Consider the following 15,102-nt stretch of genomic DNA (forward strand, 5'->3'; position numbering starts at 1 on the left):
GAATATCTTCGCAAGCGAGCGTTCCATCTCGTTAGAGACATAGCAACCCTCGGCAGAGCGTAAATCCACCTGTATGTGAAACTCTGCACTAAAGCTGGAAAAAAATGACCAAGTAAGATTGCGTGTTTTGCCCTGCGTTTGCTATCAAAGTCTCAGAATGTATTTAGTTGTTTGAGGTCGGTACAAGGACCGCTGGGACCGTTATCACCCCAAGCACCCCATTCTGAGTCGTTATCAACAAGCTTGACGAACCTGCGCCCGCCAGATGCATCATGGATGTTCAGCCACCTCCACTGGTGTGGACTGACAGAGCCGAGCGTTACAGTTTCCGTCGATCCCCCTTCCTCCCCGGTCCTGACCGTGACTCCCTTACTTGTAGGCCCACGCATTACTCTGACGTAGCCTCCGAGCATGTGCCGCCCGTATTGGGCAAGATGAAGGTAATGCTACCAGTGGCAGCGTCATCCCTCTGCCAGTTTGATTTTATCGCCGCAAAAACCTTACGATCGGTCCATCAATTGATGGAGGGTAGCAGGCCGAAATAGTAGTTCACAGGCCATTATCAGGCCAGCAAAACCAAAAGCGGCGAAAGTGCGCATACTGCAACCGACGGTACTGTAGCGAACCATAAAGGAACGGCACATGGCTGCAAGCAGAGAGCAATATAGAAGAATGCTAGGTGTGCCGTACCTCGAAGCGAGCGCCGCGCCTACGCCCAGAGGAATACGCCCGACTGTGACAGCGGCCGCGCTTCCCATTGTGAACATCGCTACGGCAAGAAAAACGATCGTCGGACTGTCGATGACTTTTCCATGAAGTCGTGCAATCAGGCCTGTGATAGCAAAAACTCCAACGAAAGACGCCAGCATCAAGATACCGATGAAAGTGGCTGTGCCGAAATCGCGAGTAACTGTACCGCCCAGGTCGGCCATGAAAAAACGGACCAGGCTGACCAGGCCGCTGAGGTCGACATGTGTGGATGCGGCTGTGCCAGCGGGCTCCATGACAAAGATTGCGAGGCAAAATCAAGACACAAAGAACATAGCCAAGACATTCGCCAAACGGGAAAACGAACCAGAACTATGACTGCCGCGAAAGAAGCTGCAAGGGCAACTCCGTTGCCCATCGAAAATACCGTGAAAACTGTGAACATCGTCAACGCGGCAAAGTTTATCTTGGTGCTTCCCATGCCGGTCACAAATCTGGCGGCAAATACACATGACAGCACGGCAGACAAGCTAGTCAGTCCGAATTGCGTCTGGAAACCGATCGTCAGGTTTTCCCACTGGGTAAGAGACAGCATCATCGCGCCGAAGATGCAGAATCAGAGAAATTTTTCCAGGTCCCCTCCCGCGTGCGACCAGAATTGATGCAACGCATAGGCGATCGACAGATGGACGATCACGATTGCCGCCACTAGCGATCTATTAGCATAATAAAACAGCCACAAGTCCGCATAGAACAGCAACTTGCTGGGCGATGATATGCTCATTGTGCGGCGGCCTTAAAGGATAAGCGAGGGAAAGATGCCCCCTTGTGGAACATATTTCGCCATCTCCCACTGATGCCAGTTGGAACGGGTGTTAATAGTGACGCGATGATGAAATTGCTTCCGGCAATCAATGCCGCACCCAGAACGGCGATTAGGCTCACAAAAAGACGCATTGTTTTTCTTTCTGGCGCGATTTTGTCAACATCGGCGATCTTTTCTGCACTGTGGTCGCCATGTTTCCTGAAACAGGCGTTCTCAGCTAAGGCTCCGACAACCCAGGCGATCAGGCGCGAGCCCATTTCAGGTGGACATTTGGTCATTTTCTGTCGGAAAGCAGTAAGCAAAGCCAGCCAAAGAAATATCCTATTCACTTTTTCTTCATCCGCGGCGGGCGCCCCGAAAAGTAAAATACTTGTGCAGGAAGTAGCTCGTCGCGATCGGGCTCAAGACCCCTACGACATGGCCGATCGTTTCTGCATGCGCTCCGAAGCCTGCCGCTGGTAGGAAATAACGGGCAAGTCCCATACTGACCAACCAGACCTGCGCAAAGGCAACCGCGTTTACGAGAGCAAAGCGGATATATTCCTGATAAACACGCTGTCCTGACTTCTCAAACACCATGAGCTTCATGAAAACATAGGCCGTCGTCATGCCGAAAAGGTAGGCGATCGTCACGGCGACTTGATAGGATACAATTTGCGAAAGGGCGATTCGCGACAAGATATTGATACCCGCTGCCAAACCTCCGGAGATGGCAAACCGTACGAATGGCAGAGACAGTACAGCGGTCACGGACGCTTTCATCTGACGACGGCTTCCGCCATGTCCCGCCCGTATCTAACGCTTTCCGAAATTCCTCTGTCCTCTGGATAGTAATAGCAGGTATCCGCGATCTGCAGGCCGGCGATCGGGGTCTGGATGGGGGGCAGCTTATCAAGGAAATTGGGCTCGCAGACCGGCTGGGCATATTTCAGACGTCCGACCTTGGCGTCGATAAAGTCCTCCACTGCTATCGCAGGGTTGACCTTGCGAATGTAACCGAACGCCTCTTCGACGAACTTCTCGTCGCTCCATTGCCATTTGGGCTGGGTCGTGGGCATATAATAGGGCACGTAGACGACGGTGTCGTCGACCGGGCGCAGGTTCGAAAACTCGATGACACCGGGGATCTCGATGCTATCGTCGACGATATTGATCCAGAAGTGCTTGCTGATCGACTTCTTCAGGCGGAAGATCAGGCAGACGACGCCGATATTGCGGACTGCGTCATATTGCGTTTTCAACGTCTCCGGCAAATCGGGAACAAGGGTTGAGATCAGCGGGGTTGGGACGGTGGAAATGACCGCATCAGCTGGATAGAACTTATCGCCGGCCCGCACGCCTTTCACCTTGCCGGCCTCCGTCTCGACCTTCTCTACCGAGGTTGCCAGATGTAAGCGGCCGCCCTTAGAGGTGTACGCCGACACGAGCGCATCGACCAGCGTCTGGCTGCCGCCCTCGATGTATCCAAGTTCTTCCTGAAACAGCGAACGTCGTGAACTTCCAATACGGCGTACGCGGGTGGCGATCCACGAGGCGGAAATATCGTCAGCAAGCTCGTAGAATTTTAGTTCTATCAACCGCTTCCATAGCGTGTTGTAGACTTCCCTTCCCGATCCACCTTCGAGCCACTCGCGGGCAGTCTTGTCCTCGATCGATTTGAAGCTCTTGGATTTGGTGGTTATGAACATTTGCAGGCCAGTGCGGATTTTGGCCATTAGGCTGAGGTGCGGGAACCGTAACAGGGAAATCGGATCCCCCCAGGGATAGATTTTTCCCTTGATGAAATAACCCATCGAAGTAGCGCGCCAATGCATCTTGTCGCCAATCCCGAGCTCGCGCATCAAAGCAAAGGTCGGCTCATCCGTCTTGCACACGAAATGGTAAAAACGCTCGATCGACAGCGGACCGAAATCGAAATGCGCGGCCATGCCACCTGGGACGCTGTCGATTTCGATCAGGTCGACCTCATGCCCTAGCTGCACCGCACGATGTGCAGCCGCCAACCCCATGGCGCCAGCGCCGATGACCACAACTCGGCTCATCATTTTCTCCTAGAAGTCCAGTATAATCTTGCTGTAACGCGGGTCCAGATAACTCTCACTGATGGCGTCCTTAAGCGGCGTCGCCTGCACGTTGAAAATATTCGGCCAGTCGATCACAGGGAAAGTCTCGGGGATCACAAGAGCTTCCAGCTGGCTAGTTGTGAACGGCGGCTTCTTGGAAACCTTGCCATAGATGAAAAGCAGCCACCAGAACAGCTGGTAGGGAATATGCACGATGCGCGCCTTAGGGTTAACGGTGTCATGAATAAGCTGAATGACATCACCATAATATGTTTGTTGAAGCCCGGATATGTCGTAGGTGCCAACCTGCTTGCTTTGGAGGGACGAGATGATAATGCTAGCGAAATCCCCGACATAAAGCGGCTGGCGGATGAATTTCCCATCACCTGGGATCGGGAAAACCGGTACGCGATCCATGAAGCGGCGCAACCAGCCCAAATGTTTACGATCGAACCAGCCGAACATCAGCGTTGGGCGTAACACTACATGTGGGATGTCGGCGACAGTATCTATGAAGCGCTCCTGAGTGGTCTTGGAGCGCGTGTAGAAATCGTCCGCCTTTGAGTTGACCACCGATGAGGAGATATGAACGAAATAGGGCGTGCCGTGACGGCGCATCGCCTCGACGATTTGCTTCGTGGCAGTCACGTTATTATCGGTGAACTCCTGCTCGATCAGTCCGCCGATCTGGGCCTGGTTCAACAGCACCGAGCCGGCGCCGGCAAAGGCATCCATCCAAGGGCCCTCAACCGCCAGATCCGCCTCGATCACTTCGATTTCCGGGTGCAGGCTCCGCAGCAGCGTCGTGTTGCTTGGATGCTTATCGATACCGACGATTTTCAGCCCAGGTGTACCCTTCAGGCGAGCGATCACATTTTGCCCGACCAGTCCGGCGGCTCCGGTTATGACGATTTTTTCCACTAGAGTTCCATCCGGTTGAATATCGCCGCAGGTAGGTTGCGAATGATCAGCATAATGTAGCGCCAGAACCCGGGCGCATAGGCGATCGGCCCGCCACGGTGGGCGCGGGCGTGGGTGATGGCGGCGATTTGCTCAGGTTTTGCCCAGAGAGCGCCTTTACGATTCATTCCTTCGGTCATTGGCGTGACTGTTGGGCCGGGCTTGATCAGAACGACGCGTGGCCCTTTGTTGGCGAAGCGATGGGATATTCCTTGAACCAGGGTTTCCAATCCAGCCTTGGCTGCACCATAGATAAAATTGGCGCGCCGCCCGCGGTCACCGGCGACTGATCCTATGACAACAAGACTACCGCGTCCCTGGATTTCGAGCGTATTGGCCGCGGTCAGGCACCAAGCCGCAGCGGAATTAAAGTTGACGCGCAAAATTTCCTCGGCTGCTACCAAGTCGCGCTCGGCGGCACCTTGATCACCGAGGATGCCGTATGCGATAAGGACATGATCGACGCCACCTATTTGCTGCACGAAACCAGAAAACTGCTCAGCAGCGTCAGTTGCGGCTCCGAGATCGCTTAGTGCGACCTCCGCCCTCTCTGCTCCACGCACCGTGAGATCCACAGCGAGTTGCGACAGCCGGCTGCTGTCACGGCCCACCAGAAGAATCGAGGCCCCCTCCTTAGCGTAAAGTCGGGCCGTGTATGCAGCGATCGACGAAGTCGCCCCCAAAATGATGACGCGCAATTTTCTTTCCTTTATACTTGCGAAACACGCTGCCAAAAGTGCGAGCCGAACCCGGTATCTACGTGTTTAGCGAATTCCCGCCAATTGAGATAACCCTGCTGAAACATCTGCGCTGACATCCTGCCGTCCTTAGCGGGATAAAGCCGGCCATTGGCCTCCAACACGATCGCGTCGAGGCGCTCCATCAACTTAAGCGTGCTGCCGCCATGATTCGGGAAGTCCAATGCTAGCGTTGTACCCTCTCTAGGAAACGACAGCAAACCTGGTGATTTTGCCGCGCCAAAGGTCTTTAGAACTGCGAGGAAAGATCCCTGCCCGCTTGCCGATATGGCCTTCAACATGTCTCTGGTCGCATCCTCTTGGACTGCGGCGGGAACAACCGACTGATACTGGTACATGCCAGCGCGGCCGTATAGTCTGTTCCAGCGACCGATCGAATCCAGCGGGTAAAAGAAGGGATGTAGGCCAATACGAGCCCCTCCACTTTTGCGCCTGCCGTTCCAATAATAAAGCGCATTGAAAGCGCTTATCGAATATCTGTTCATCGCCAATTTGGGCAGATTCGTAGGCATCGTGAACATCGTGTTGCCCGGATCAGGCAGCATGGAGCCGGTCCTGGCATGATTGCCGCACGAAAACAAACCGCGACCGAGAGACGAGCCTTTTGCGAGGCAGTCGATCCAGGAGACCGTATAATCAAAGTTCTGTTCGCTCTCCCTCGTCAAGGAGAAAAAGTCATGCAAATTCCCAAAAGGGATATTTTCGGCATCGATCATCGCACTTTCAACGGCGATCAGCTCAAGTTCGACCCAAGTGATTAAACCTGTGAGACCTAGGCCGCCTATCGTCGCGGCAAACAATTCGGAGTTTTGCGTCGGCGACAACTCAAGTTCTTCGCCATCTGAACGCAAAAGGCCCAAACTTCGCACCCAGCGTCCGATCGAACCGCTCTTATGGTGGTTCTTGCCGTGCACGTCATTGGACACGGCGCCGCCAAGGGTCACGTATCGCGTCCCAGGGGTCACGGGCAGGAAAAAACCTTGGCGGACGATTATCTGCAGCACCGTGTCGAAGGATATACCGGATTCTGCTCGCAAGATACGCGTGGCGGGATCGAAACGGATAAATTTATCAAGCCCGGTCATGTCTATCACGCCACCGCCAGGATTAAGGCCGGAGTCGCCGTAGGAGCGCCGAAGGCCAGCGCCAAGCAGGTTCAGCCCCTGTTGCCGGCCGTTCAACACAGTTCTTGCGAGTTGATCGCGCCAAGCGGGTTTAGCAACATTATGCTCCAATTTCAGCACATTGCCCCAAGACCGAAAATTGTCTTGATGAGTGAAATCTGTCATAGCGCAACCAAAAAAAATAATGCCACGGCAATACCCAGGCCGACACTGGTACGATCGCGAATGGCAAAGCTGACGGGATCGTCGTTCATCTGGCCTCGGTGCGACAGGAGCCAGATACGGCCAAGCCAGATCGATAGCATTACTGGGATGCCGTTCAGGAACTCTGGGTGACTATAGGCAAGACCCGGCGTTAATTCCTGGAGAACAAATATCACAAACACGACCAACGATGCCATGGCCGAACCGACACCGAGAGCCAGCGTCAACGCAGCATCCTCAAGTTCGTACCCGCGACTTTTAAGACTGGCACCTCCACTGGAGGCGGACCGAACGATTTCGGTATGTCGCTTTGCGGTTGCCAGCGAGAAGAAGAAGAACACAGCGAAGGTAAGAAGCCAAGCCGGGCGCGAGTTATCAAGAAGTGAAGCGCCCATCACGAGTCGGGTCGTAAACAATACGCCAATGATAAGCGTGTCTAACAGCGGTACGCGTTTTAGGCCGAGCGAATAGGATCCAGTAATGATTAGATAGGCCAGAAGAATGGCAGCAAAATCTAAAGACAACATACTGGCGGCGAGGAAGCCCCCGATAAGAAGGCAGCCCGCTATAGCAAAACCTGACTTGATAGATAGTCTGCCGCTAGCTAACGCACGATTTCGCTTCGACCAATGCTGCCGGTCTGCATTTAGATCGGCAATATCGTTCAGTAGATAAGTGGCAGATGTAATAGCAAGAAGGCAGAAAAAAGCCACTATTGTATGAAGGATCAGGGCTATATTTGTCCACTCGTGAGCCAGAATAATTGGCACGAAAAGTAGGATATTCTTCGTCCAATGGTGGACGCGTATCGCTTTTAAAAACTCCTTTGGCTTCAGCGAAGTATTATGGAACTCCATTAGGACCGGCTTACCGAGAGCCCGGGCGCGTCGGCTCACTTCTTTACTTACACCGGCGAGCACGATACCAAACGACGCTTCCCAGACGTAAATATCGGCGAAATGGTCGCCTGCGTAAATAAAGCCATTGGGGAAACGTTGTGAAAGGTATGAAGCCTTGGCCTTACCTTTTAAATTGGTTGCAGCCGAACCGGTCGCAGAAGAAAAAATCCCGACCCGCTGCGCAATCTTATCCACGATTGTCTGGTCAGCAGCAGAGCACAGGTGCAGCTCATGGCCATCAGCTGCCCGCTCGCGTAGCCATTTTACAAGATCTTCGCGCAGCGGAAGGATCTCGTCAGTAACATCCACTTCTCTAGCCAGTGCGGCTTTCAGCATATGGCGACCCTTGCGGAGATCAATCATAGCCCTTGCGAACCCGAGAGGATTGCGGAAAAGCGCCATAGCCGCGGTTTCGTGGAGCGTGTCGGAAAGAACCAGCGTACCATCGAGATCAACTACGATGGGAAGCTTTCCCCCAGATGCGGACGGGGCACTTTCGTGCGAAACAAATAATTGCATAGTCCGTGATACTCTAGTGTGCTCAAGAGCGGTTGCTATAGGGGAAATAAGATTGAAAGGCCACACAGTTACCTCTATATGTGCAATATCCTTCCAACTACTGCTTCAAGTCGGCAAAAAGGTCCTCTTTGGAGCAACCGGTCTTGCGCCGCGACATGCGCGCGCCCCTGCAGCTTGCCACAGGCCTATCTGCGGTAGACGGCGTGGCCCCTCCCACGCCGTCTACCGCGCTTTACATTCAACGCACAAGCCAAGACATTTACCGCACAAGCCAAATGCGCCGATATCGAGGGGCGGTGCGTTGATGAATATTCCACCGACAAATCGCTGTGGGCGGGCTATTACCGTTAACGCAAAGTCCAGCAGTTGTCATTGTGTGGACCAGGCGCTTAGTGCGAAAGGCGATGCCGGCCAGGTCAAAGGACTGAAACTACTAATAGGTGTAGAATTGGAATTCGGGACCGAAACGAACTTTGCTTAGAGCCGCCCCAAGCTAGTCAAAGATTTATTAATCTCGTGGGTTGTTAAAATGGACCATTGCACGTAAAAAAATAATGCGTCCTTGTTAACAGTGAGCCGTTAAAATGGATACGATCCCCGATGACGATTTTGATGCGGCTTTGACATTGACTGATACGCTCGACCATTTGCCTTCCAACAAAAGACGTGAACTGGCGCGCGTCCTCGAAATCCTATTCGACGAGGTGCAGGCCTTCCAGGCGCACAAGCTGTCAGAGCGCAAGACAAGCGGGAAGGTTTTGAAGGTCATTCTTTATGGCTCTTATGCCCGTGGGGATTGGGTCGAAGATCGCGCTAGTGGATATCGCTCTGACTATGACCTTCTGATCGTCGTCAATAGCGAACGCTTTGCCGCGGAAGACGCTCTCTGGTTGGCGCTCGACGAGCGGCTAACGCAGGCGCAGGTCGCCCACCATATTAAAACGCCTGTCGTGCCGATTGTTCACAGTCTTGCAGATATCAACGATCAAATGGCGCGCGGCCGGCCGTTCTTCATCGACGCCATTCGTGACGGCAAGCTCCTCTACGGGACACCGGGGTATCCGTTTACCTTGCCCAGAGCGTTGACGCCCGAGGACGCATCGGAAGAGGCGAAGCGAAATTTCGATCAGTGGTTCATCTCATCCATAGAGGCAATGAAATTTGCAGTCTTCGGAATCTCCGAGGGTAGTTTCCGTGATAGTGCATTTATGCTCCATCAGGCTACCGAGCGTACTTACCATTGTTTACTCCTCACGCTGACGCTTTACAGCCCAAAGTCTCATCGCCTCAAAATCCTTCGATCAAAGGCGGAAGATGTCGATAGTCGGCTGATCGACGCCTGGCCACGGGATTCTCGTGTGGGACGCCGGCGTTTCGAGCTCCTATCTCGCGCCTATGTCGAGGCACGCTACTCCTCCGAGTACAAGATTACAGTCGAGGAACTGGAATGGCTCAGAGAACGGGTCAGGATACTTCAGCAGATCGTGTGGCAGATTTGCCGGGAGCGCTTGGATGACCACGAAGATAAATAGCTGCCAGACTTTCGACTTTTTGAAAGGCGCTGCGAGAAACATCGTGGATAGGATTAACCCCAAGCGCACCTAGTGTTTGCGCGCTAGGAGTGGGCACAGAGGTACTATACGAGCGAACCAGCCACCTAAAGGTGGACAGACCAGAGCGCTGGGCGATTGATGTGCAACGTATCCGCCTCGCCGCAAATAATTCCGGCACTCCTTTGCTGTGAATAGGTCGCTTTCGACGGCTTTCCAGATTGGCGACGCTCGCGCCGAATATATGATTCCCGCAGCACGTCGGTGGGTTCGCGTTTCAATGCCAGCAATGTTTTTTAACGGGCACCTGCCCCGCAAAGCAGTTTTGACAGGATCGATGGATCAGCCTTCGCAACATGGTAGTTTTCAGCCACGGCGCCAAGTCGTGCTTGGCTAAATCTTGTTACGCCTCCACCTTGGCGACAATGGCATTCTGATAGGGCCCAATTTGCCGCTACCGCTCAGATGTCCCTGCCGGGACGAGTCGACCGAGCCCGCTCGATCCGTGCGCCGCTTAAGCCGAACAGCCGTGGCGAGTGAAACTTTGAAAGCAGCCGCTGCTGCCCTGCCCGTTTCGCACTGCGTTATCGCATCAACAACCCGCTGGCGAAGGTTCGACAGATAGGTGCGAGCTCTGGCGAGTGCTGCCATGTTAAGTCACGAAATTGAGGCGGATGGAAATGACGCCCGACGCTCTAACCTTTGTCGCTGAATACGTTTTACAATTCTTATCATTCAAGTACGTGTCCATACTCTTCAGGATACGCAACGCACCCCGCCGATCAACCCACAAGATGAGAGGTGGCTTGGGTTTGACCCACAGGGCGGCTGCTCGATAAACCCTGCGGTGTTCAGCATTGCGGTATTTCGAGTTTCTCGCATCTATCTTGGGCGACGTCGCCGGATCATACTTTCTACCAGGCATCAATCCATATCAAAAGATAGGAAAAAAATGCCTAGATACATTGCGATTATTACAAATTGTATATTATACTAATACCTGGTTTCTATAAATAAATCTATTATTTTGTTAATATCATACATTCGCGAAATTAACGGCGCAGGACCACTTTTGTTTGTTTAAATATACGTGCACAAGTCTCCGCACGACTGAGACTTTTCATCACTCAGCAAGAATAGAGATAAAGTGAGAGATCTATAAAAATATAAGACAATTTCTTGGAAGGAACGTGCCTCAGCCGATACCTATCATGATGCTACCGCTGCTGACGATATTGGATTAAGATTGTACGTCTCGATATTTATATAAAGTATTTCTAGGAATTTGCTTAAACACCAAAGAAATACTCGAGGTGGGTTGCGGAGGTGGACTCATGGCTATAGCCTTACATGATCTCGGCTATCGTGTGACTGGTTGCGATTCTACTGGATTGCTTGAGACAAAGGAGTCCCGGTTCGGATTCCAATTTTTGCGCGAATATGCAACGCATGTTGAATGCGCACAGGTATCACATTTGAGGTTTCCGCTGCCGACCGGGTTCGGTTGAAGGCGATCGTTTCGGCAGGCAGCTCGCCACAAAAGCACGTGTGGCGGGCGAAGATCATCTTGATGAGCGACGAGGGTCTGGGATCAGTCGCCATCATGAACGCCACGGCTAAGTCGAAGACCTGCGTGTGGCGTTGGCAGGAGCGTTTCATGACGGAGGGCATCGACGGCCTTTTGCGCGACAAGAGCCGGCCGCCCGGCACTGCACCGCTTGCCGGTGATCTTGTTGAACGGGTTGTCGCCTTGACCCATCAGCCTCCCAAGCAGGAAGCCGCCCACTGGACGGTTCGTGCAATGGCAAAGGCAGTCGGGATTGCCGCATCATCAGTGGTCAAGATCTGGCATGAGCATGGTCTTGCACCCCATCGCTGGCGAAGCTTCAAACTATCGAACGACAAGGCTTTCGCCGAGAAGCTTCACGATGTGGTCGGCCTCTACGTCTCCCCGCCTGCACATGCGATTGTCCTTTCCGTTGATGAGAAAAGTCAGATCCAGGCGCTTGATCGAACCCAGCTGGGTCTTCCCATGAAGAAGGGCCGTGCCGGCACGATGACCCATGATTACAAGCGCCACGGCACCACGACACTTTTCGCCGCCCTGAATGTTCTTGACGGCTCGGTCATCGGCCGCAACATGCAGCGCCACCGGCATCAGGAGTTCATCCGTTTCCTCAACACGATCGAGGCCCAGTTGCCGAAAGATAAGGCGGTTCACGTCATTCTGGAACTATGCCACACACAAACAGCCTAAGGTCCGGGCTTAGTTAGCAAGGCACCCGCGCTGGACTTTCCAATTCGTTCCGACGTCATGCTCCTGGCTGAACGCCGTCGAGGGCTTCTTTGCAAAACTCACCCGTCGCCGCTTGAAGAACGGAGTCTTTCATTCCGTCATCGACCTCCAGGCGGCTATCAACCGCTTTGGCAAAGAACACAACGAAGAGCCTAAACCTTTCATCTGGAAAGCTGATCCTGACGACATCATCGCAGCCGTCAGACGCGGGCACCAAGTGTTGGAATCAATCCACTAGCGAGGGGATAATTGGGCGTTTCGCAGTGGAAAAAGGCGACCGCGATATCGGTCTTCGTCTCGGAAGTGGATATGAGATCCCTGCCGAGGATAAAGAGTTCGATGCAGTCATCTCTCGCATTTTCATACAGCATTTTTCAGATTGGACTGAAATTCTCCGCGAAAAGCGCGTGTGACGAAAATCGGGGGTATAATTTACTACGATTTCGGAAACTCGGAGCATATTAGGCACGCTCCCAGAATAGAAGATCCAGAGTTGGGTTTTCCTTACGGCACCGATCCGACGAACCCTCACATTACGCTGTTTGTGACGAAGAAACCATCACACGAGTAGCGGAGATGGATCTCGAGGTGGTTTCGGTTCGTTCATATGCGCTTTTGGTGGCCAACGCCCAACTATGGCAGGAGATTGGAGCTGTTGAATCTCGCAAGTTTTTGGCCGAAGCGAGTGTGCATTTGAAAAATCCGGCAGTTGCGGATTTTATGATGTGTCTTGAAGAAAAATTTGTCTCTCGCAGGCCGAAAAGCATTTCCTTTAGAAACATCACAGTCTTGCGAAAGCTCGGTGATCCAATCGCGACAACCAAAAGCGGGAAGTTATTGCGAGTATGGGCGAGTATCAACAAAGCCTTGAGCTAATCGCACTCAACTTGCTATTGGCCATCTCCAGCCACTGCTGGGTCGGCTCTGAATACTCGATTGCCCCGTTTCTTTAGGGGCGACTTTGCGCCGCACATCATTACTGCAAATCCGCAATCCCAAGGAGACCAACGCCCCGCCCGGACGGCATGATGACGATGTTTGTGCTGAAAACCAATCCTTTCGCCGAGGTCGACGGTTTTTCGCTGCCCTCCGGTGCTCGCGTAGCAGTCGTCACGTCTAAACCCGCGGCTGCAAGATCGGCTGCGCGCCGCCTGGCCGAGCGCATCCAGAGCGATGGGTTTCTCGTTCGTACGGCTCAATCGGAAACCGGTCGCCGGGAAACACCGCGAACAGATGCAAAAGCTGGGATCGACAGAGGCGCTTTCGAGCCTGACGCTCGTACAAGGCAATCCTTCAGGGCATCCGCATCGCACAATCCGATCTGAAGGCCGCATGCGGAGCCTATGACCTTGGGGAAGTTCAGGCCCTTCTCAATGGCATCACGCGCCAGGCGGTGGACAAGAGGGTTCAGGAAGGCAGCTTACTGGCGGTGCCGGGACCCAGCAACCGGCGCCGCTATCCCGCCTTGCAATTTGATCGGTCTGGAGTCTTGATCGACGGTCTGAAGGAAGTCCAAGCGGCATTGCCGGTTGAAAGCCCGTGGGGCGTGTGAACTTTCTGGCAAGGGAAGACGACAGACTGAGCGGAAGACGACCGATCGCCGTGCGTGAAGGCAACATCACCATCGTCGTCGATACGGCGCGCAGATTTGGAGAACAGGGCGCTTGAGCCCTCCTCTCCCACCTGCGGATTTGCAGAGCAAACTCCAGATCGTATCGATCGCTGTCAGATCGGAGATGCATCGGGTCTACACGTCGACATTCGAACCGGTTCATTTCGATAGATCCGATCTGAGCCGTTTCAACGCGCCAGACGGATCCTGTGGCGTTCGTTGTATGGCTTGGAAATTCGAGGGGGTTTTTGCAGAGACATTCCTCCAGACGCCTGGCAACACCCTCACCGATATCGGGTTTCTCGAAAGAAAAATCTGTAAGGGCGTGTCCGCAACCGAGGGCCGCCCACGATCACCTGACTGTCGGGGACTTGCCGTGGCTGATAAGACCGCGTGGAGGTTCCCATTCTGCCCTGCACTATCGCGTGCCGCAGGCATGGACCTGCCCGGTTGCCGCGTTCGAGACCTGGATCAAGTTCGAAAAGCTGGCCTATATCCCCCTCTTTCGCCGCGTGACTGGGCAAGGAGAGGCTCTCGGGTCCGATTGGCCGAACGGAACGGAAGGGAGCCCGCCCCGCTTGTGAAGCGGGCTGCAGAGCTCGCGGCGAACTCAGCAGGGTAAAGCGCGCATTCACGGTCTCTGGTCACTCCCATTGCGCTGGCCTCCACTGCCGAGTTCGACGAACGCTTCGTCCAGGAAACGGCTTGGCCATGTTCCTACATGACCCGCAGATATAAGCGGCGGCGCTATCGCCTACGCTTAACTCGAAGAAAAGCATCGGGACTTTTGCTGCCCCTACCGCAGCATTGTCTGGCGACGCTCTTGCAAAGACGTCGCTTAGGAAATATAGTCACGATGGTCATGATAGTTATAAGCGAGACAATGCGGGCATCAACGCACGATGATATGAGCTGGACAGTTGCGGGAGCGAAGGCAAGGCTTTCGGAGGTGATGGAGCGCGCGCAGTCGGCGCCTCAGACCATTACCCGCAACGGGAAGCCGAGCGTGGTGGTCGTCTCTGCCGAGGAGTGGGAGAAAAAAACTGCGCGTCGGGGATCGCTTGCGGAATTTCTATTGGCGTCGCCTCTGCGTGGCGCCGATCTGGACACCGAGCGGCTAAGAGACGAGCCGCGCGACTTGTCCCTATGAGACTGCTCCTCGACACCAATGTTCTGTCCGAAGTTACAAAACTTCGCCCCACTGAACGTGTCTTGAATTGGCTTCACGGACTTGATGAAGATCGCACATTCATCAGCATAGTCTCGATTGCCGAAATCCGTCGCGGCGTTGCGCTGATGGAGATTGGGCGAAAGCGCGACGCCCTTGACGCGTGGCTTACGCATGATCTGCCCCAACGTTTCGAAAACAGGATTATTCCGGTGGATGGGCATGTTACCTTGGCTTGGGGTGATCTCATGGCTCTCGCCAAGCAAAGCGGTCGGGGACTTGCATCCATGGACGGTCTGATCGCGGCCACCGCCGTCGCTTGCAATCTGACGCTTGCGACGCGCAACACAAAGGATTTCGAAGGCTTCGGAATAGACCTCGTTGACCCATGGGCGGTCTGACCTGGCCTTCGCAT

Annotated in this window: 14 protein-coding genes and 1 pseudogene; 8 read left to right on the top strand and 7 right to left on the bottom strand. The window is 53.8% G+C overall.

Annotated elements, in window-relative coordinates; all coding sequences use genetic code 11:
* Window positions 1–812 precede the first annotated feature (812 nt).
* Window positions 813–1,370 (top strand): hypothetical protein, encoded by a 558-nt coding sequence (locus tag PR017_RS21135; protein ID WP_133255542.1) that lies wholly within the window; start codon window positions 813–815, stop codon window positions 1,368–1,370.
* 118 nt (window positions 1,371–1,488) lie between these two features.
* Here the strand turns inward: PR017_RS21135 and PR017_RS21140 are convergent, their stop codons facing one another.
* The 7 genes from PR017_RS21140 to PR017_RS21170 are packed head-to-tail and all read right to left on the bottom strand — an operon-like array spanning window position 1,489 to window position 8,061.
* On the bottom strand, window positions 1,489–1,863 hold the full coding sequence (locus PR017_RS21140; protein WP_133255541.1) for a hypothetical protein: 375 nt from the start codon (window positions 1,861–1,863) through the stop codon (window positions 1,489–1,491).
* A 7-nt stretch (window positions 1,864–1,870) separates the two neighbouring features.
* A complete protein-coding gene (locus PR017_RS21145) occupies window positions 1,871–2,284 on the bottom strand; it encodes a GtrA family protein (protein WP_240538863.1) in 414 nt (137 codons plus the stop codon).
* An 8-nt stretch (window positions 2,285–2,292) separates the two neighbouring features.
* Entirely contained in the window at window positions 2,293–3,579 is a 1,287-nt protein-coding gene (locus PR017_RS21150; RefSeq protein WP_240538862.1) for an NAD(P)/FAD-dependent oxidoreductase, read from the bottom strand.
* Between the two features lie 6 nt (window positions 3,580–3,585).
* A complete protein-coding gene (locus PR017_RS21155) occupies window positions 3,586–4,518 on the bottom strand; it encodes an NAD-dependent epimerase/dehydratase family protein (protein ID WP_111217084.1) in 933 nt (310 codons plus the stop codon).
* Window positions 4,518–5,255, bottom strand: a complete 738-nt coding sequence (locus PR017_RS21160; RefSeq protein ID WP_206423115.1) for an SDR family NAD(P)-dependent oxidoreductase — start codon at window positions 5,253–5,255, stop codon at window positions 4,518–4,520. Before PR017_RS21160 ends, PR017_RS21155 begins: the two co-directional genes overlap by 1 nt.
* An 11-nt stretch (window positions 5,256–5,266) precedes the next feature.
* Entirely contained in the window at window positions 5,267–6,604 is a 1,338-nt protein-coding gene (locus PR017_RS21165) for an FAD-binding oxidoreductase (RefSeq protein WP_111217082.1), read from the bottom strand.
* Window positions 6,601–8,061: a UbiA family prenyltransferase gene (locus tag PR017_RS21170; protein WP_111217080.1), complete on the bottom strand. Its 1,461-nt coding sequence runs from the start codon at window positions 8,059–8,061 to the stop codon at window positions 6,601–6,603. Before PR017_RS21170 ends, PR017_RS21165 begins: the two co-directional genes overlap by 4 nt.
* A 584-nt stretch (window positions 8,062–8,645) precedes the next feature.
* On the opposite strand from PR017_RS21170, the gene PR017_RS21175 reads away from it, so the two are divergent.
* The 7 genes and pseudogenes from PR017_RS21175 (at window position 8,646) to PR017_RS21205 (ending at window position 15,088) form a co-directional block, all read left to right on the top strand.
* Window positions 8,646–9,593 carry a HEPN domain-containing protein gene (locus PR017_RS21175; RefSeq protein ID WP_111217078.1) on the top strand — a complete coding sequence of 316 codons (948 nt, stop codon included), beginning with the start codon at window positions 8,646–8,648 and terminating at the stop codon, window positions 9,591–9,593.
* A gap of 1,352 nt (window positions 9,594–10,945) precedes the next feature.
* Window positions 10,946–11,119 (top strand): hypothetical protein, encoded by a 174-nt coding sequence (locus PR017_RS21180; RefSeq protein WP_206423114.1) that lies wholly within the window; start codon window positions 10,946–10,948, stop codon window positions 11,117–11,119.
* Window positions 11,068–12,145 (top strand): annotated as a pseudogene (locus PR017_RS21185) (IS630 family transposase). Before PR017_RS21180 ends, PR017_RS21185 begins: the two are co-directional and overlap by 52 nt.
* Window positions 12,146–12,170: 25 nt before the next feature.
* Window positions 12,171–12,320, top strand: a complete 150-nt coding sequence (locus tag PR017_RS21190; RefSeq protein ID WP_161959286.1) for a methyltransferase domain-containing protein — start codon at window positions 12,171–12,173, stop codon at window positions 12,318–12,320.
* 163 nt (window positions 12,321–12,483) lie between these two features.
* A complete protein-coding gene (locus PR017_RS21195) occupies window positions 12,484–12,783 on the top strand; it encodes a hypothetical protein (RefSeq protein WP_111217072.1) in 300 nt (99 codons plus the stop codon).
* Between the two features lie 1,619 nt (window positions 12,784–14,402).
* A complete protein-coding gene (locus PR017_RS21200) occupies window positions 14,403–14,669 on the top strand; it encodes a type II toxin-antitoxin system Phd/YefM family antitoxin (protein WP_111217148.1) in 267 nt (88 codons plus the stop codon).
* Window positions 14,666–15,088 carry a type II toxin-antitoxin system VapC family toxin gene (locus PR017_RS21205; protein WP_111217068.1) on the top strand — a complete coding sequence of 141 codons (423 nt, stop codon included), beginning with the start codon at window positions 14,666–14,668 and terminating at the stop codon, window positions 15,086–15,088. The genes PR017_RS21200 and PR017_RS21205 overlap by 4 nt, the downstream gene beginning before the upstream one ends.
* The last annotated feature ends 14 nt before the right edge of the window (window positions 15,089–15,102 follow it).

This window comes from Rhizobium tumorigenes, assembly GCF_003240565.2.
GTDB lineage: Bacteria > Pseudomonadota > Alphaproteobacteria > Rhizobiales > Rhizobiaceae > Rhizobium > Rhizobium tumorigenes.

Excerpts from the sequence above, each read along its gene's own strand:
- PR017_RS21135 (WP_133255542.1), top strand. The coding sequence starts at position 813 with ATGAAGTCGTGCAATCAGGCCTGTGATAGCAAAAACTCCAACGAAAGA.
- PR017_RS21150 (WP_240538862.1), bottom strand. The coding sequence starts at position 3,579 with ATGATGAGCCGAGTTGTGGTCATCGGCGCTGGCGCCATGGGGTTGGCG.
- PR017_RS21165 (WP_111217082.1), bottom strand. The coding sequence starts at position 6,604 with ATGACAGATTTCACTCATCAAGACAATTTTCGGTCTTGGGGCAATGTG.
- PR017_RS21170 (WP_111217080.1), bottom strand. The coding sequence starts at position 8,061 with ATGCAATTATTTGTTTCGCACGAAAGTGCCCCGTCCGCATCTGGGGGA.
- PR017_RS21175 (WP_111217078.1), top strand. The coding sequence starts at position 8,646 with ATGGATACGATCCCCGATGACGATTTTGATGCGGCTTTGACATTGACT.
- PR017_RS21180 (WP_206423114.1), top strand. The coding sequence starts at position 10,946 with ATGGCTATAGCCTTACATGATCTCGGCTATCGTGTGACTGGTTGCGAT.
- PR017_RS21195 (WP_111217072.1), top strand. The coding sequence starts at position 12,484 with ATGGATCTCGAGGTGGTTTCGGTTCGTTCATATGCGCTTTTGGTGGCC.
- PR017_RS21200 (WP_111217148.1), top strand. The coding sequence starts at position 14,403 with ATGCGGGCATCAACGCACGATGATATGAGCTGGACAGTTGCGGGAGCG.
- PR017_RS21205 (WP_111217068.1), top strand. The coding sequence starts at position 14,666 with ATGAGACTGCTCCTCGACACCAATGTTCTGTCCGAAGTTACAAAACTT.